16 protein-coding genes are annotated in these 15,958 nt (G+C 64.0%); 5 read left to right on the top strand and 11 right to left on the bottom strand.

Annotated features, from left to right (window positions below; genetic code table 11):
- Positions 1-3 precede the first annotated feature (3 nt).
- Positions 4-444 carry a GNAT family N-acetyltransferase gene (locus AC07R0_RS18605; RefSeq protein ID WP_495095968.1) on the top strand — a complete coding sequence of 147 codons (441 nt, stop codon included), beginning with the start codon at positions 4-6 and terminating at the stop codon, positions 442-444.
- Between the two features lie 24 nt (positions 445-468).
- Here AC07R0_RS18605 and AC07R0_RS18600 read toward each other — a convergent pair whose 3' ends face one another.
- From AC07R0_RS18600 to AC07R0_RS18580, 5 genes are all read right to left on the bottom strand, one after another.
- The gene (locus AC07R0_RS18600; protein WP_495105931.1) at positions 469-1,680 is read right to left on the bottom strand and encodes a DUF1501 domain-containing protein; all 1,212 of its coding nucleotides are present in this window, start codon (positions 1,678-1,680) and stop codon (positions 469-471) included.
- 9 nt (positions 1,681-1,689) lie between these two features.
- Positions 1,690-3,252 carry a DUF1800 domain-containing protein gene (locus tag AC07R0_RS18595; protein WP_495105930.1) on the bottom strand — a complete coding sequence of 521 codons (1,563 nt, stop codon included), beginning with the start codon at positions 3,250-3,252 and terminating at the stop codon, positions 1,690-1,692.
- Between the two features lie 98 nt (positions 3,253-3,350).
- The gene (locus tag AC07R0_RS18590; protein ID WP_495105929.1) at positions 3,351-4,205 is read right to left on the bottom strand and encodes a sulfurtransferase; all 855 of its coding nucleotides are present in this window, start codon (positions 4,203-4,205) and stop codon (positions 3,351-3,353) included.
- Between the two features lie 13 nt (positions 4,206-4,218).
- Positions 4,219-5,127, bottom strand: coding sequence for a DMT family transporter (locus tag AC07R0_RS18585; RefSeq protein WP_495077232.1), 909 nt, complete (start codon positions 5,125-5,127; stop codon positions 4,219-4,221).
- 66 nt (positions 5,128-5,193) lie between these two features.
- A complete protein-coding gene (locus tag AC07R0_RS18580) occupies positions 5,194-6,336 on the bottom strand; it encodes an aromatic ring-hydroxylating oxygenase subunit alpha (RefSeq protein ID WP_495105928.1) in 1,143 nt (380 codons plus the stop codon).
- Between the two features lie 227 nt (positions 6,337-6,563).
- Between AC07R0_RS18580 and AC07R0_RS18575 the strand changes: the two genes are divergently transcribed.
- The 3 genes from AC07R0_RS18575 (at position 6,564) to dxs (ending at position 9,855) form a co-directional block, all read left to right on the top strand.
- A complete protein-coding gene (locus AC07R0_RS18575; protein WP_495077234.1) occupies positions 6,564-6,818 on the top strand; it encodes an exodeoxyribonuclease VII small subunit in 255 nt (84 codons plus the stop codon).
- Complete coding sequence (locus AC07R0_RS18570; protein WP_495105927.1) at positions 6,815-7,768, top strand: polyprenyl synthetase family protein; 954 nt, start codon at positions 6,815-6,817, stop codon at positions 7,766-7,768. Before AC07R0_RS18575 ends, AC07R0_RS18570 begins: the two co-directional genes overlap by 4 nt.
- Positions 7,769-7,938: 170 nt before the next feature.
- Positions 7,939-9,855, top strand: a complete 1,917-nt coding sequence (gene dxs, locus AC07R0_RS18565) for a 1-deoxy-D-xylulose-5-phosphate synthase (RefSeq protein WP_495105926.1) — start codon at positions 7,939-7,941, stop codon at positions 9,853-9,855.
- A gap of 3 nt (positions 9,856-9,858) precedes the next feature.
- On the opposite strand, the gene AC07R0_RS18560 is transcribed toward dxs, so the two are convergent.
- The 5 genes from AC07R0_RS18560 to AC07R0_RS18540 all read right to left on the bottom strand — a co-directional run bounded on the left by AC07R0_RS18560 (position 9,859) and on the right by AC07R0_RS18540 (position 13,940).
- Complete coding sequence (locus AC07R0_RS18560) at positions 9,859-10,116, bottom strand: hypothetical protein (protein ID WP_495105925.1); 258 nt, start codon at positions 10,114-10,116, stop codon at positions 9,859-9,861.
- Between the two features lie 214 nt (positions 10,117-10,330).
- Positions 10,331-11,200 carry an ABC transporter permease gene (locus tag AC07R0_RS18555; RefSeq protein ID WP_495105924.1) on the bottom strand — a complete coding sequence of 290 codons (870 nt, stop codon included), beginning with the start codon at positions 11,198-11,200 and terminating at the stop codon, positions 10,331-10,333.
- The gene (locus AC07R0_RS18550; protein ID WP_495105923.1) at positions 11,197-12,036 is read right to left on the bottom strand and encodes an ABC transporter ATP-binding protein; all 840 of its coding nucleotides are present in this window, start codon (positions 12,034-12,036) and stop codon (positions 11,197-11,199) included. Before AC07R0_RS18550 ends, AC07R0_RS18555 begins: the two co-directional genes overlap by 4 nt.
- Before the next feature lies 1 nt (position 12,037).
- The gene (locus AC07R0_RS18545; protein WP_495105922.1) at positions 12,038-13,036 is read right to left on the bottom strand and encodes an ABC transporter substrate-binding protein; all 999 of its coding nucleotides are present in this window, start codon (positions 13,034-13,036) and stop codon (positions 12,038-12,040) included.
- Between the two features lie 7 nt (positions 13,037-13,043).
- Positions 13,044-13,940, bottom strand: coding sequence for a TauD/TfdA dioxygenase family protein (locus tag AC07R0_RS18540; RefSeq protein ID WP_495105921.1), 897 nt, complete (start codon positions 13,938-13,940; stop codon positions 13,044-13,046).
- Between the two features lie 341 nt (positions 13,941-14,281).
- Between AC07R0_RS18540 and AC07R0_RS18535 the strand changes: the two genes are divergently transcribed.
- On the top strand, positions 14,282-15,364 hold the full coding sequence (locus tag AC07R0_RS18535; RefSeq protein WP_495105920.1) for a TRAP transporter substrate-binding protein: 1,083 nt from the start codon (positions 14,282-14,284) through the stop codon (positions 15,362-15,364).
- Between the two features lie 121 nt (positions 15,365-15,485).
- Here AC07R0_RS18535 and AC07R0_RS18530 read toward each other — a convergent pair whose 3' ends face one another.
- Positions 15,486-15,956 (bottom strand): hypothetical protein, encoded by a 471-nt coding sequence (locus tag AC07R0_RS18530; protein WP_495105919.1) that lies wholly within the window; start codon positions 15,954-15,956, stop codon positions 15,486-15,488.
- Between the last annotated feature and the right edge of the window lie 2 nt (positions 15,957-15,958).

The following is a 15,958-nucleotide window of genomic DNA, read 5'->3' as shown; positions in this document are numbered from 1 at the left end:
CGAATGAACATCCGAATGGCCCAGCCTGCCGACCATGCGCAGTGGTTGCCCCTGTGGAAGGGTTACCAAGCCTTTTACAAGGTCGATATCGCCGAGGCGGTGACCGAGCGCACCTGGGCGCGCTTTCTGGACGCCAGCGAGCCTATGCACTGCGCCGTGGCCGAGATCAATGGCGAACTGGTGGGCATGGTGCACTATATCTTCCACCGTAGCTGCTGGACGGAGGGCGACTATGTCTACCTGCAGGACCTGTTCACCCAGCCCGGCTTGCGCGGCAAGGGTGTGGGCCGGGCGCTGATCGAGCACGTCTACGCCAGCGCCGAGCATGACCATGCATCCCGTGTCTGGTGGCTGACCCACGAGAGCAATCTGCAGGCCATGCAGCTGTACGACCGCATTGCAGACAAGAGCGGCTTTGTGCAGTACCGCAAGCTGCTGGGCTGAGTTGCCTCGCGGTGTCTGGTACGGCTACACCAGCCCGATGTCCTGGGTCTTCACGCCCGCAAACACCTGGTCCAATTGCTTGCTGTTCAAGCCAAACTGCCGTGCAAACAAGCCTGCCAGCACCGCACGGTATTCGTTGAGCACCGGGTAGTCGCGGTTCTGGAACAGGCTGGCCTGCTCGACGCGTACCTGTTCGCCAGCGATCTGGCCGCCGGCGTTGGGGCCACTTCGTAGGCCGCCGCCCAAAACCCAGTAGACCGAGCCATGGCCGTGGTCGGTGCCACGGTTGCCGTTTTGCCGGAAGGTGCGGCCGAACTCGCTGGCCACCACCACCGTGGTGTTGCGCCAGGCCGGGCCCATCTCTTGGGCAAAGGCGGCCAGGCCGCGGCCCAACTCGTCCAGGCGCGAGGCCAGGTAGCCGGTGGCGCCGCCCTGGTTCACGTGGGTGTCCCAGCCGCCTACGTCCACAAAGCCGATGTTGTAGCGCTCTTTCATTAGCCGGGCGATGCGCTGGGCCTCCAGCTCGAAACCTTTGGCGCTGATGGCGCCGCGGCTGGCGGCCAGCATCTCGCCGCTGAGTTCACGCGTGACTTCGTCGCGTACTGCAAAGCCGTCGCTCACCGGGCTGGCGAGTCTGGTGCCCTGGTACATGGCGGCAATGATGGCCGTCTGGCGCGGGTCCACGGCGGGTTTGGCAACCGACTTGAGCCCCGTGTTGGGTACCTGCATCGAGCCCTGCATGGACAGCGGCAAGCTGTCGGTAAAGGCCATGGGCGCGGCACCGTTGACCACATTCGACAGCCGGTTCAGAAAGCCGGAGCGGAAGTTTTTCGGACCGTTCAGGGGCTGGCCGAGCTCAATGCTGTCCTGGGTCTCAAAGTGGCTGCGCGACACATCGTCGGTGCCGGCGAACGGAATGAAGCTGGCCTCGCCCTTCTGGAATAGCGGGTACACCGTGTCGCGCAGCGCCGGGTGCAGGCCCCAGTCCGCGTTCAACGCGATGGAGGTATTCAGGTCGGTGCCGGGGCGGGGGATGGCGATTTCGGGCCGGGAGGCGTAGTAGAAGTCGCTGCTGGTGGGCACCAACAGGTTGGCCGCGTCGTAGGCGCCGCGCAGGAATACGAACAGCAGGCGTGGCGTGGCCGTGTTGGGCGCGGCGGGCGCGGCAAACAGCTGGCCGGCATTCAGCGCGAAGGGCAGGGCAGTAGCAGTCTGGAGCAATTGGCGGCGTTGCATTTTTCTCTCCTAACGGTGCATCAGCTCGGGGGAGGACAGCAGAAAGCTGTTCCATTCCTGGGGCGAGGTGGCTTCTGCCAATGCTTTTTGCGTGTTCGGCCCCAGGGTCTGGCCCAGCGCGCGGTAGTACAGGGCGTTGGCCATTTGTGGGAAGGCAGGTTTGTCCACCGGCTGCGGGCCGTCGGTCTTGAACAGGCCGGCGTTGCCCGAGCCTATGGCCTTGGCGATTTCAAAGCGTGTGGCCATCTGGCCGGGGCTGGCCCAGGCGGCGGTGTCCAGGGCGTAACCGTCGGGCGTCTGATGGCCGTACAGCGGCTCGCCCATGCGGTTTAGCCAGTTCAGCATGGGGCCTACGTTCAAGATGGGTTTGTTGTCATAGGCCAGGCGTACGGCAGACACCACGTAATGCATCGGGTCCTTGAATTTCTCGCCCGCGCCCTGGGCGAATTCGGGTGAGGTCAGCAGGGTCTGCAGGGTCACGGCAATGTCGCCGTCGCTACGCAAGAAGCTTTGCGCCATGCGTTCCACCAGGGCCGGTGGCGGCTCGTCGCTCAGCCAGTACTGGGCCAGCTTGCGGCTGATGAAGTGTGCGGTGGCCGGGTGTTTGGCCAGGCGGTCCAGGGCCTCGTCCAGCTCGGCCAGGCCGCGGCTGCGGATGGGTTGGCCCAGCAGGGTTTTGGGGCCGTAGTCGTGCCGGTTGGGGTTGAATTCGAACAGGCCCTTGCGCACATAGTCGCCCTGCAGCTCCTTGCGCAGCTTGGGAGCGTCGGGGTTGAAGCTATAGCCCACGCCGGTGAGGATGCGCGCCATTTCTTGCACGTCTTGCTGGCTGTAGCCCGAGCCTACGCCCAGGGTGTGCAGCTCCATCAGCTCGCGGGCGTAGTTTTCGTTGATGCGGCCGGCGGCGTTCTGTTCGTTGTCCAGGTAGCGCAGCATGGCCGGGTGGTGGGCCACGGCGCCCAGCAGGTCACTGAACTTGCCTAAAGCGTAAGGGCGCAGGGCGGTGTCTTCGTAGTCGCCCACCATGGCGCGCAGATTGGCCTTGTACAGGTGCACATTGAAGTGGTTCAGCCAGAACCAGGTCATTTGTTCCTGTACCTGGTTGCTTGAGTACAGGGCGCGCAGCAGGTGCCGGGTGGCGGCCTCGCGGCCCAGGCGGTTCATCTCCTGCTGGTAGGCCTGTTGGGCGGCCTTTTTGTCGTCGTCATTGGCGAAGGTGGCGTTGACCTCCTTCTGCTGCTTTTCCATGTCGGTGGCCAGCTGTACCAGCGGCTGCTGGCTGATGGTCATGGCCGCTATTTGCTGCTGGACGACCGGGGGCAGGCTGGCGGGGCCGGGATGCAGTTGCTGGTTGATATAGGCCTGTAGTCCCTTGGATTCGGCCTGCTCCAGCGTGGCCGTCGTGGCGCCCCAGGTCAGGCGGTTGGTCAGCTTGTAGGCGTCTACCGGGGCGGGGCGAGATGTGCTGGCTGTATTGGCGGAGGGTTTGGCTGGATCATGGGTGGCGCAAGCACCCAGCAGCAGGCTGGCCAGCAGCGCGGGGGTAATACATCGGAACGGTGGGATACCCATCATGCGTCTCCTGTGTTGTGTAGCACACAGCATGTGCAACGAGCCCCGGGCAGCTGGCGATGACCGGCTTTACATTAGTTTGCCCCTGTCACCCAGTTTTAACCTTGGGCCACGGGCCGGGACGGGTCGCTGCACCAGTCGCTCCAGCTGCCGGCGTACAGGCCGGTCGTGCCCAGGCCGGCGATTTCCATGGCGATCAGATTCGGGTTGGCGCTGACGCCGCTGCCACAGTGGTGGACCACGCTGGCGGGGTCGCGGTTCCCCAGCAGGGCTTCAAATTCGGCACGCAGCTGGCTGGCGGGCTTGAACTTGCCGTCCGGCCCCAGGTTCAGGCTGAATGGGCGGTTCAGCGCGCCGGGGATGTGGCCAGCCACCGGGTCCAGTGGCTCGACCTCGCCCTTGAAGCGCGGCGTGGCGCGGGCATCGATGATGGTCTGGCCCGGGCGGCCCAGGTTGCTCACTACAGTTTCTGTAGCTACCAGCGTAGATAGACTCTGCGTTGGAGCGAAGTTTGTCGTGAATTTATGAGGCTCTTCCGCGTCGGTGACGGCACCGCCAGCGGCCTGCCAGGCTTGCAGCCCGCCGTCCAGCACGGCCACGGCTGCATGTCCCATCCACTTCAGCATCCACCACAGGCGACCGCAGTAGTTCATGCCGTTGCGGTCGTACACCACAGCCTGCATGTCGTTGCTGAAACCCACGCTGGACAGCCAGGTGGCAAAGGCTTCCTGGGTGGGCAGCGGGTGCCGGCCACCGGATACCGCCGGGCCAGTCTTGGCGCTGAGGGCGTGGTCCAGATGCGCATACACCGCGCCGGGGATGTGGGCCGCGCGGTACTGCTGTTGGCCTGCGTTGGGCTGGGCTAAATCAAATGTGCAGTCGAACACCATATAGGGTTGGCCGCTGGCTTGCAGGGCCTGGAGCTGTTCAACGGATATGAGGGTGCTGTACATCGGTGCTTACCTTTCAGTGTTCTTCGGCGGGGGCATTCGGCGCGGCCTGGCCACGCAGCACGGTGGCGGCGATGCCGCTGGCCATGATCAGGCCCATGCCCAGCCAGCCCAGGGATGAGATTTTGTCGCCAAATAAGAGCAGGCTGTAGACCGCGCCGAACACAATGCCTGAATACTGCAGGCTGGCCACCGTCAGCATGGCGCCCTGGGTCTTGGCGGAGGCATAGGCGCGCGTCATGAACAGCTGGCCCAGCGCGGCGAACACGCCTATGGGCAGCAGCCACAAGGCCGTAGGCCAGTGCCACGTGGATGCGCCGGTCAGCAGCATGCCCAGGCTACCGGCCACGGCCGAACCCACTGCGAAATAAAACACAGTACGCGCCTCGGGCTCGCCCATGCGCGACAGCGCCATCACCTGCATATAGGCGAATGCGGCCGCCATGCCCGACAGCAGACCAATCAGCCCGGCGAACATTTCGTTCTGGTCCAGGCTGGGGCGCAGCACCATCACCACGCCGATGAAGCCGGCCATCACGGTCAGTACCAGCGGGCCTTGCTGCAGGGCCGATTGGCTTTGGCCCGGGCGCCAGGTCAGCAGCGCGCCGCCGATCAGGAAGGCGGCGATCCAGATGCTGCTCATGTAGTTGAGCGTCATGGCCGTGGCCAGGGGCAGGTGGGCGATGGCGTAGAACCAGGCCCCCAGTGAGGCCACGCCAATCGTGCTGCGCCAGGCGTGCATGCCAGGGTAGCGGGTTTTCAGGCTGACGCCCTGGGCGCGCGCCAGGGTGGCCAGGAAGGCCATGCCGATCAGGCCACGGTAGAACACCAGTTCAGCCGGATTGAAGTGCGCCGAGGCGAACTTGACGCAAACCCCCATGCTGGCAAATACAAAAGCCGCCAGCACCATCCATAAAGCCTGCATCGCTCCGCTTTCTATATCTATGAAAAATAGGCCGCTAGCGCAAATAGATCCTGCGCTAGCAGCTACTTATTTAATAGCATTTCGGTACCACTCATGGAAGTGCTGCATGCCGTCTTCCATCGGACTTTGGTAGGGGCCGACCTCGTTGTCGCCGCGCTGCAGCAAGGCCTTGCGCCCGGCATCCATGCGCAGGGCGATTTCGTCGTCTTCCACGCAGGTTTCCATATAGGCGGCCTGCTGGGCCTCGACGAAGTCGCGCTCGAAGGCGGCGATTTCCTCGGGGTAGTAGAACTCCACCATGTTCAGCGTCTTGTTCGGGCTGATAGGGTGCAGCGTGGACACGGTGAGCACGTGCGGATACCACTCGACCATCACGTTCGGGTAGTAGGTCAGCCAGATCGCGCCATGCTTGGGGGCCGCGCCCTGGTTGTAGGCTTTCAGGGCGTCCTGCCAGCGCTGGTAGGCCGGGCTGCCGGCCGCGCCCAGGCGCTGGGCCAGGCCGACGGTCTGTACCGAATACTGGTCCTTGAACTCCCACTGCAGGTCGTCGCAGGTGACGAAGCCGCCCAGTCCGGGGTGGAAGGGGCCGACGTGGTAGTCCTCCAGATAGACCTCGATGAAGGTCTTCCAGTTGTAGTCGCACTCATGCAGCTCTACGTGGTCGAGTACATGGCCGGTGAAGTCCAGGTCGGCCAGCGGCCCCATGCCCGCCAGGTCGGCTTGGACATTTCTGCTGCCTTCGAACAGCAGGCCGTTCCACTCCTGCAGCGGATACCGGTTCAGGTTCAGGCAGGGGTCTTGCGCGAAATGCGGCGCGCCCAGCAGCGTGCCGGTGGGGCTGCCAGATGTGCCCCCACCACCACCGCTGTAAGTCCAGCGGTGCAGCGGGCAGACGATATTGCCGCCGGCGCTGCCCTGCTGGGTGGTGTTCAGTGAACCCCGGCCTTTGAGCATCACCGCCTGGCGGTGCCTGCATACATTGGAGACCAGTTCCACGCCGTTCGGCGTGCGCACCAGCGCGCGGCCTTCGCCCTCCTGGGGCAGGGCGTAGTAGTCGCCCACCTCGGGTACGGCCAGGTTGTGGCCGACGTAGCGTGGCCCTCGCTGGAAGATGGTTTCGATCTCGCGCTGAAACAGCGCTTCGTCAAAATAGCTTGAAACTGGTAGTTGGCTTGAGGCCTGCTGCAGTTGAAGACTTAAATCAGACATGGTTGTCCTGACCTAGAGACTCCCCCTATGAAGGGGCAGGTTAGGCGCTAATCCAGGGATTTTGCGCGGGAAGAAGCTCCGGCGGTGCAGCAAATGCACGGTCACCGGTGGCGAAAAGAGGGCCGATTGTACCCGCCAGGGTGTTTTCGGCTGGCAGCTCTGCCGCAGCCGTCTGTGCCAGCCCGTAAAATCACTCCTCTTTGCCGATTCCATTCTTTGCCCCACCCATGCCCAAGGCCGCCGCCAAAACCGTACCCGACGCCCCGCAAGAGGCCTTGCCTGCCAGCTACGAGGCCGCCCAGCAGGAGCTGGAGCAATTGGTCAGCCGCCTTGAATCGGGCCAATTGCCCCTGGAACAGCTGCTGTCCGGCTACCAGCGCGGTGCCCAGCTGCTGCAGTTCTGCCGTGACCGGCTGGACGCGGTAGAACAGCAGATCAAGGTGCTGGACCAGGGTGTGCTGAAGCCATGGACGCAAGAATGAATACCACCGCATTTGATTTATCCCGCTGGAGCAGCCAGCAACTGACCCGTGTAGAACAGGCCCTGAGCGACTGGGTGGCCGCTGGCGGCGTGGTGGACGATGAACACCCGGCCCCCGCTGCGTTGCGCGAGGGCATGCGCTACGCCGTGCTGGACGGAGGCAAGCGCCTGCGGCCCCTGCTGGTGTTGGCCGCCCGCGAAGCCGTGGCCACCGGCGAAGCCGCCACGGCCACGGCCGGCCTGGACGACGCGGCCATGCGTGCCGCCTGCGCGGCCGAGCTGATCCACGCCTATTCGCTGGTGCACGACGACATGCCCTGCATGGACAACGACATCCTGCGCCGCGGCAAGCCCACGGTGCATGTGCAGTTTGGCGAGGCCCAGGCCCTGCTGGCTGGCGACGCGCTGCAGGCCCTGGCGTTTGAATTGCTCACGCCCGAAGGCAGCGAAGCCCCGGCCAGCGTGCAGGCCATGCTGTGCCGCCTGCTGGCCCAGGCCGCGGGTTACCAGGGCATGGCCGGCGGCCAGGCTATTGATCTGGCCAGCATCGGCCTGGCGCTGAGCGAAGACCAACTGCGCTGCATGCACCGCCTGAAGACCGGCGCCTTGTTGCAGGGCAGCGTGATGATGGGCGCGGCCTGCAAGCAGGGTGCGCTGCCCGCCACCGCCCATGCGGCGCTGCGCGACTACGGTGCCGCGCTGGGCCTGGCTTTCCAGGTGGTGGACGATATCCTGGACGTCACCTCCGACGCCGCCACCCTGGGCAAAACCGTGGGCAAGGACGCTGCCCAGGACAAACCCACCTATGTGTCCCTGCTGGGCCTGGAGCGCTCCACCGTCTACGCCCAGGAACTGCTGGCCCAGGCCCTGGCCGCGCTGGACGCCAGCGACCTGCCCAACACCCAGGCGCTGCGTGCCCTGGCCGATATGGTGGTGAACCGGTCCAGCTGATATGGCACACCCCCAGTCTTCGCGCACTGCCCCGGAATCGTCTTGCAAAGGCGAGGACGCATGTCGCTACGCCAACCCCCTTGCAGGGGGCAACACCGCCAGCCCGGCAGAGCCGGTTCTGGGGTGTTCTGGCGAGGTCCGTTGTTTACGCCTCCACAAGAATTGAAACTATGCCTACCGCGAAACCATCGACCTTTCCGCTGCTGGAAACCATCAACGACCCGGCGGACCTGCGCCTGTTGCCCCGCACCGAGCTGAAACCGCTGGCCGATGAGCTGCGCGCCTTCGTGATCGACAGCGTGTCCAAAACCGGCGGCCACCTCAGCTCGAACCTGGGCACGGTGGAGTTGACGGTGGCGTTGCACTATGTCTTCAACACACCGGAAGACCGGCTGGTGTGGGACGTGGGCCACCAGACCTATCCGCACAAAATTTTGACCGGACGGCGTGAGCGCATGGCCTCGCTGCGCCAGCTGGGCGGCTTGTCGGGCTTCCCGACCCGCTCCGAGAGCCCATTCGACGCATTTGGCACGGCGCATTCCAGCACCTCCATATCCGCCGCACTGGGCATGGCCCTGGCGGCCAAGCAAAAGGGTGAGAACCGCCGCAGCGTGGCCATCATCGGCGACGGCGCCATGAGCGCGGGCATGGCTTTCGAGGCGCTGAATAATGCCGGTGTCAGCGACTGCAATCTGCTGGTCATCCTGAACGACAACGACATGAGCATCAGTCCGCCCGTGGGCGCGCTGAACCGCTACCTGGCCCAACTGATGAGCGGGCAGTTCTACGCCGCTGCCAAGAGCGTTGGCAAGCAGGTGCTCAAGGGCGCGCCGCCGCTGTTCGAGCTGGCTAAGCGCTTCGAGCAGCATGCCAAGGGCATGGTGGTACCGGCCACCCTGTTCGAGCAATTTGGCTTCAACTACATCGGCCCCATCGACGGCCACGACCTGGACTCGCTGATCCCTACGCTGGAAAACATCAAGCACCTGACCGGCCCGCAGTTCCTGCACGTGGTCACCAAGAAAGGCCAGGGCTACAAGCTGGCCGAGGCCGACCCCGTGGCCTACCACGGCCCCGGCAAGTTCGACCCGGCCGTGGGCCTGCAAAAAGCCAGTGGGGTCAGCAAGCCTACTTTCACCCAGGTGTTTGGCCGCTGGCTGTGCGACACCGCCGCGCAGGACAGCCGCCTGGTCGGCATCACACCCGCGATGCGCGAAGGCTCGGGCCTGGTGGAGTTCGAGAAGCTGTTTCCAGACCGTTATTACGACGTGGGCATTGCCGAGCAGCACGCGGTGACCTTTGCCGCCGGCCTGGCCTGTGAAGGCTTGAAGCCGGTGGTGGCGATCTATTCCACCTTCCTGCAGCGCGCCTACGACCAGCTGATCCACGACGTGGCGCTGCAGAACCTGCCGGTGGTGTTCGCACTCGACCGCGCTGGCTTGGTGGGGGCCGACGGCGCTACCCATGCGGGTGCGTACGACATTCCTTTCTTGCGCTGCATCCCGAACATGGGTGTGGCCTGCCCGGCCGATGAGAACGAATGCCGCCGCCTGCTGAGTAGCGCGTTTGCGCAAGACAACCCGGTGGCTGTGCGTTACCCGCGTGGCGCGGGTGCTGGCGCAGCCATGGAAGCCGGTCTGCAGCCGCTGCCCTATGGCAAGGGTGAGATTCGCCGCCAGAGCAAACAGGCTTCGGGCATTGCCATCCTGGCCTTCGGCACCTTGCTGTACCCGGCGCTGGCCGTGGCCGAGAAGCTGGACGCCACCGTGGTGAATATGCGCTGGGCCAAGCCGCTGGACGTGGAACTGCTGCTGCAGATCGCCGCCAGCCACGCGGCCTTGGTAACGGTGGAAGACGGTGCCGTCATGGGCGGTGCCGGCAGCGCGGTGCTGGAAGCGTTGCAGGCCGCGGGCGTGACCGTGCCAGTGCTCCAGCTGGGCCTGTCCGATGAATTCATCGAACACGGCGACCCGGTCAAGCTTATGTCCCTACAGGGCCTGGATGCCGCTGGCATCGAGGCATCTATAGAAAAACGCTTTCCAGCGCAGGTAAGTACTGCGAAGTCTGCTCTTAAATTGGTAGCATAATCGCTATTGAGCGGTGCCGCCAGGCGGTGGGCCGCTGGGCTTGGTGAAACCCTTGGCCGTCATGCAGGCATCCATGGCCGTACGGTCTGGGTGGCCTCCCGCGTCTTTGGCGACGCTGGCAGAGCAGGCTTGTATGGCCGCATCCAGGGCGGCATTTTTGCCACCGTTGCTGCTGGGCGGGGCGTTTTGGGCGCCGCTGCTGGCGGCATAGGCCAGGCCCAGGGCGGCGATGCAGGCCAGGTGGATGCTGGATGTCTTCACGGTTCAATTCCCTTGATCAATATGCTGCCGCCAAGGTGGGCAGAGCGGCCACTGTAGGCGGGCTTTGTCAGCTGCGTGTGTGTCGAATGTCGGGTTTGGGTAAACCGCTACCGCCGTGGCCGGCGGCATAGCAGAATTTGAACGTTTTAGGCCTCTGGCGCAGGTACTATCAGCGCTAGCAGCTATCACTTTTATAGTGTTGTACCAGCGAGGTTCAGCGCTGCATGCCCCAGCGGCGTACCGTGAAGCGCTCCAGCGTCTGGAACACCAGGCTTTCCACCAGCAGGCCGATGGCGATGACCATCACCAGGCCGGCGAACACGCGGTCGGTGAACAGCTCGTTGCGGTTCTGAAAGATGTACCAGCCCAGGCCACCTTTGCCCGAGGATGCGCCGAACACCAGCTCGGCCGCGATCAAGGTGCGCCAGGCAAACGCCCAGCTGATCTTCAGCCCGGCCAGGATGGACGGCAGCGCGGCAGGCACCAGGATCTGCAGCACATAGCGCAAGCCCTTCAGGCCGTAGTTGCGCCCGGCCATGCGCAGGGTTTCGGGTACTGCCTGGAAGCCAGCGTAGGTGTTCAAGGCCAGCGGCCACAGCACCGAATGGATCAGCACGAACACCAGGCTGCCCTGGCCCAGGCCGAACCACAGCAGGGCCAGCGGTAGCAGCGCGATGGCCGGCAGCGGGTTCAGCATCGCCGTCAGCGTCGCCAGCAAGTCACGGCCGAGTTGGGTCGATACCGCCAGCGTCGTCAGCACAAAGGCGGCGATCACACCGCCGATATAGCCTTGCAACAGCAGGCCCAGCGAGATGCGGGTCTTGGTGACCAGTTCACCGCTGGCCAGGCCGTCGACCAGCGCGTGGGCGGTCTGCAGCGCGGTGGGCAACAGCAGGTCGTTGTTCTGGATGCGGGCCACGATTTCCCAGGGGATCAGCAGTGCCAGCAGGATCAGGCCGCGGCGCAGCCAGGCCTGCTCCCAGACGCGGGCCGTCCAGGGCAGCAGGCGCTCCACATGCGTGTCGGGCAGGGCCTCCAACACGCGTTCGTATTCGGCCCGGATGGGGGGATTCAAAGCGCTCATGCGATCTTTCGGGGCAGTTCGTTGGCAGGCGTGGGGCTGCCGTCTACTTCTTCGTTGAACAGCAGGCGGTGGATACGCTGCGCAGCGGCCTGGAACTCGGCACCGCCCTGGCTGTGCATGCCGAAGTCGTGGCTGTTGATCTCGGCGCGGACCCGGCCCGGATGCGGCGAAAGCAGGCCGATGCGGTTCCCGACGACCAAGGCTTCCTCTATCGAGTGGGTGACAAAGACCAGGGTGAATCGCACCTCTTCCCACAGCGCTAGCAGTTCTTCTTGCATCTTGCGGCGCGTCAGCGCGTCGAGTGCGGCGAAGGGCTCGTCCATCAGCAAGACCTTGGGCTGCATGGCCAGCGCGCGGGCAATCGCCACGCGCTGCTTCATGCCGCCCGACAAGGTGTTCGGGTAGGCCTTGGCGAAGGCCGAAAGCCCCACCTTGTCCAGGTAGTGCAACGCGCGTTCATGGGCTTCCTGCTTGCCCAGCGTGCGCGATGCCAGCAGCGGAAACGCCACGTTGTCGAGCACGGTTTTCCACGGCGGCAATTGGTCGAATTCCTGGAACACGACGATGCGGTCTGGCCCGGGCTGGGTTACCTTGCGGCCGGCGATGCGGATCTCGCCTTCCACGGGTGCGATGAAGCCGGCCATGGCTTTGAGCAGGGTTGACTTGCCGCAGCCGGAGGCACCCAGCAGTACAAAGCGGTCGGCCTCGAACACGTTCAGGCTGACCTGGTGGGTGGCGCGCACCACCCGCGCCGGCGTGCGGTATTCGAGGCTGACGCCGTCGACTTCCAGCAGCGGGGTGTCAGGGGCAGATTTCAAGGCGGTCACGGTGGCCATTTCAGCTTCCTGGCTGGGCGTAGGCTTCTTCGAAGAAATAGTCCTTCCACGAAGCGGCACGGTTCTTCAGCACGCCCAGCTTGTTCAGCTCGTCGGCATACACATAGGTGCGGAAGGGCGAGATGGTGAAGTCGTTCTCCGGGTCTTCCACGATCTTGCGCACAAAGTCCAGCGGCAGCTTGGATTTCTGCACGCGGATGAAGGTCTCGGCCGCCTTGGGCTTATTGGCCTTGATCCACTGCGAGGCCTCGACCAGCGCGGCGTAGAAAGCCTTGTAGGTCTTGGGGTTCTCGTCGTGGAATTTCTGCGTGGTGTACAGCACGTTGAAGGTGGCCGGGCCGCCCAGGATGTCGTAGGAGCTGATGACCTTGTGCACGGCCTTGTTCTCCAGCGCCTGGTAGTAGAACGGCGCGCTGGAGAAATGCGTGTTGATCTCCGAGCCGCCGGCCATCAGCGCGGCGGTGGCATCGGGGTGGGCCAGGCTCACCGAGATATTGTCGAAGCGTTTGAAGTCGTCCTTGCCGTAGAGCTTGGCGGTCTCGATCTGCAAGGTGCGCGACTGGAAGCCGGTGCCTGCTGCCGGCACGGCGATGCGGTCCTTGTCGCTCAGGTCCTTCAGCGTTTTCACTTTCGGGTTGTTGCTGATCAGGTAGTTGGGTAGCGAGCCGAGTGCGGCCACGGCCTTCACGTTCTGCCGGCCCTTGGTGCGGTCCCACAGCGTCAGCATCGGCGGCACGCCGGCTGAAACCACGTCCAGCGCGTTGGCGAGCAGGGCTTCGTTCATGGCGGTGGCGCCGGATATTTGCGTCCAGTCCACGTCAATATTCAGGCCCTGGGCCTTGCCGTGTTTTTCGATCAACTTCTGGTCTTGCACCACGTCGAGCACCAGGTAGCCGATACCGAATTGCTGGGCGATGCTGATGCGGCCTTCGGCCTGGGCGAGCAGGGTGGCGCTGGCGAGAGCCAGGCCGGCGACGAGGCGGGTGAGAGTGAATGGCATGGTGTTCTTAGAAAGGCTCATTGCCTTCGATGGTGGTGCGGAATAGCTTGCGGCGCAGGTGGTCGGGCGTGCCGGCGGCGAGGTGGGTGACGGAGCGGTTGTCCCAGAACACCATGTCGTGCGGCTGCCAGGCGTGGCGGTAGACCAGCTCGGCGCGGGATGTGTGGGCGAACAGTTCGTCCAGCAGGGCGCGGCTTTCGTCTTCGGGAATGCCGACGATGCGGGTGGTGAAATGCTCGCTGACGAACAGTGCCTTGCGTCCGTTCTCCGGGTGGGTGCGCACAACGGGGTGCACGGCAGGCTGCACCTCGTCGAGCTGGGCTTGCGTGAGCTTGGGGCGCCAGGGGTTGCAGGCGCGCAGCTCTTCGTATTTGGCCAGGTAGGAATGCTCGGCGCGCAGGCCGGCCACGGCGGTCTGCAGTGCGGCGGGCAAGGTGTCCCAGGCGGCGTGCTGGTTGGCGAACAAGGTGTCGCCGCCTTCGCTGGGCAGCTCCTGCGCGTGCAGCAGCGAGCCCAGGCTGGGCTTCTCTTTGTACGACAGGTCGGAATGCCAGTAGGCGCCGGCGTCGCCCAGGCCGATGGGCTGGCCGTTTTCCTTGATGTTGGAGACGATCAGGATTTCCGGGTGGTTTTGCAGCTGAAAGCCCTTCAGTACATGGATCTGCAACGGGCCGAAGCGGGCGCTGAAGTCCACCTGTTGCTGCGGCGTGATGCGCTGGTCGCGGAACACCAGCACGTGGTGCTCCAGGTGGGCGCGGTGGATGCGCTTGAAGTTCTCAGCCGTCAGGGACTGGTTCAGATCCAGGCCGAGCACCTCGGCGCCCAGTGGGGAGTCAAAGGGGCGTATTTCTAGTTGTTGCGCTGTAGTGGTGAGGGGTGGGGTGCGTTCCAGGGTCGCGGTCATCGTATGCCTTGTCAGATGGGCACCAGGGGTGCCGAATGTGTGGGCGAATGTAGGACGGCTGCGCCGGAAAGAGAACGATTGATTCGGCGTTTGCTAACTACCAAAACATATGAGGCTCGGCTGAAGGGGGCGGTGCCGGCATCGCACTTCATAAGAGAAAAAGCCTGCTGGCGCAGGTTTTATCTGTGTAAAGTGCTATTGAATGTGTAGCGTGCTTGGTTGATCTGCGCAGGGGAAAACCCGTGCCAAATCGGCTGTCGCGCTTCCCTACAATCTGCGCAGACTACCGTCTACTCCCTGCGTCTGCGGGGCTGCACTTATTCATCGGAGGGAGATTTTTCATGGATCGTCGTTCTCTTATCAAACATTCCGGTATTGCGGGTGTACTGGCTGCTGGCATGGCGCCTGCGGCACACGCTCAGGCTGCCGTGCGTTGGCGCCTGGCCTCCAGCTTTCCCAAGCCGCTGGATACGATTTACGGCGGGGCCGAGGTGTTCGCCAACGCGGTCAAGGCCATGTCGGGTGGCAAGTTTGAAATCTCGGTGCATGCCGGTGGCGAGCTGATGCCTCCGTTCGGCGTGGTGGACGGCGTGCAGCAGGGCTCGGTGGAGATGTGCCACACCGTGCCGTACTACTTTTACGGCAAGAACCCGGCCTTTGCCATCGGTGCCGCCATTCCTTTCGGCATGAATGCGCGCCAGATGAACGCCTGGATGATGCACGGCAACGGCCGCAAGTTGATGAACGAGTTCTACGCCAACTACGGCATGGTCAGCTATGCCGGCGGCAATACCGGCACGCAGATGGGGGGCTGGTTCCGCAAGGAAGTGAAGACTGTGGCCGACCTGAAGGGCCTGAAGATGCGCCTGGGCGGCGGCCTGGTCGGCGAGGTGATGGCCAAGATGGGCGTGGTGCCCCAAAGCCTGCCCGGTGGCGAGATCTACCAGGCGCTGGAAAAAGGCACGATCGACGCGGCGGAGTGGGTGGGCCCCTACGACGACCAGAAGCTAGGCTTCGCCAAAGTGGCGCCCAACTACTACTACCCCGGTTGGTGGGAGGGCGGCCCCGAGGTGGACTTCTTCATCAACAAGAAGGCCCTGGACGCGCTGTCGCCCGAGAACAAGGCCATCGTGGAAGCTGCCACCACCGTTGCCGCAGTCGACATGCTGGCCAAGTACGATGCCCGCAACCCGGATGCGTTGAAGCAGCTGCTGGGCTCCAAGATCAAGTTGCTGCCGTTCTCCAAGGACATTCTGGACGCGTCCTTCAAGGCGGCCCAGGCCGTGTACGAAGAAAACGATGCCAAGAGCCCCGAGTGGAAGAAGATTTTTGCCGACTTCCGCGCCTTCCAGCGCAACCAGGTCGCCTGGTTCCGCGTAGCCGAAGGCCGCTTTGACAGCTATATGCAAAGCATCAAACTTTAGAACACCCCCAGGCTACGCTTTGCTTCGCCAACCCCCTTGCAGGGGGCGATACCAGTGGCCCGGCAAAGCCGGTTCCACGGTATCTCTGGATTAAAAAACCGCGCCTAGGCGCGGTTTTTGTTTACAACTTGCGAAATTCCTGCAGCTCGCGCACCAGGCGCTCAAATTCGCTGATGAGGGCCGGCGTGGCGCCGTAGAACACATCGAACTTACCCATCAGCGTGCGCACATACAGGCGCGGGGCGATCAGCCAGTCCAGGCCGGGTACGCGTATCAGCTTGCCATAAGCCAGGTCGTCAAAGGCCAGCTGCTTGTTCCAGATCCAGCTCTGGTGCAGGCCCTCGCTGCTGATGCAGGTGCGGCTGCGTAGGATGCTCCACCAGGTCCAGGCCATCAGCACCAGGCCGGCAATGAGCCACACCACGCCGGTGCTGCGCCCGTTGCCCAGCGCGCCGCTGGTGAACAGCTGGGCTAGCCAGACCGCGCAGCCGCCGACGATGGCGGTGGTCAGCAGCTTGAACAGCGGCGAGAATGCGGTGTCTTCCACCGAGCTGCCGCCGCCCGGCACGAAACGGAAAGGAGCGGGGCCCAAGG

The sequence above is a fragment of the Rhodoferax sp. GW821-FHT07F03 genome, from assembly GCF_059418745.1.
This window is presented reverse-complemented; position numbering and strand designations above follow the sequence as displayed.

Coding starts and splice junctions, on each gene's coding strand:
- AC07R0_RS18570 (WP_495105927.1), top strand. CDS start 6,815: ATGAATACCACCGCATTTGATTTATCCCGCTGGAGCAGCCAGCAACTG.
- AC07R0_RS18590 (WP_495105929.1), bottom strand. CDS start 4,205: ATGTACAGCACCCTCATATCCGTTGAACAGCTCCAGGCCCTGCAAGCC.
- AC07R0_RS18595 (WP_495105930.1), bottom strand. CDS start 3,252: ATGGGTATCCCACCGTTCCGATGTATTACCCCCGCGCTGCTGGCCAGC.
- AC07R0_RS18540 (WP_495105921.1), bottom strand. CDS start 13,940: ATGACCGCGACCCTGGAACGCACCCCACCCCTCACCACTACAGCGCAA.
- AC07R0_RS18600 (WP_495105931.1), bottom strand. CDS start 1,680: ATGCAACGCCGCCAATTGCTCCAGACTGCTACTGCCCTGCCCTTCGCG.
- AC07R0_RS18605 (WP_495095968.1), top strand. CDS start 4: ATGAACATCCGAATGGCCCAGCCTGCCGACCATGCGCAGTGGTTGCCC.
- AC07R0_RS18575 (WP_495077234.1), top strand. CDS start 6,564: ATGCCCAAGGCCGCCGCCAAAACCGTACCCGACGCCCCGCAAGAGGCC.
- AC07R0_RS18585 (WP_495077232.1), bottom strand. CDS start 5,127: ATGCAGGCTTTATGGATGGTGCTGGCGGCTTTTGTATTTGCCAGCATG.
- AC07R0_RS18555 (WP_495105924.1), bottom strand. CDS start 11,200: ATGAGCGCTTTGAATCCCCCCATCCGGGCCGAATACGAACGCGTGTTG.
- AC07R0_RS18580 (WP_495105928.1), bottom strand. CDS start 6,336: ATGTCTGATTTAAGTCTTCAACTGCAGCAGGCCTCAAGCCAACTACCA.
- AC07R0_RS18545 (WP_495105922.1), bottom strand. CDS start 13,036: ATGCCATTCACTCTCACCCGCCTCGTCGCCGGCCTGGCTCTCGCCAGC.
- AC07R0_RS18550 (WP_495105923.1), bottom strand. CDS start 12,036: ATGGCCACCGTGACCGCCTTGAAATCTGCCCCTGACACCCCGCTGCTG.
- AC07R0_RS18535 (WP_495105920.1), top strand. CDS start 14,282: ATGGATCGTCGTTCTCTTATCAAACATTCCGGTATTGCGGGTGTACTG.
- dxs (WP_495105926.1), top strand. CDS start 7,939: ATGCCTACCGCGAAACCATCGACCTTTCCGCTGCTGGAAACCATCAAC.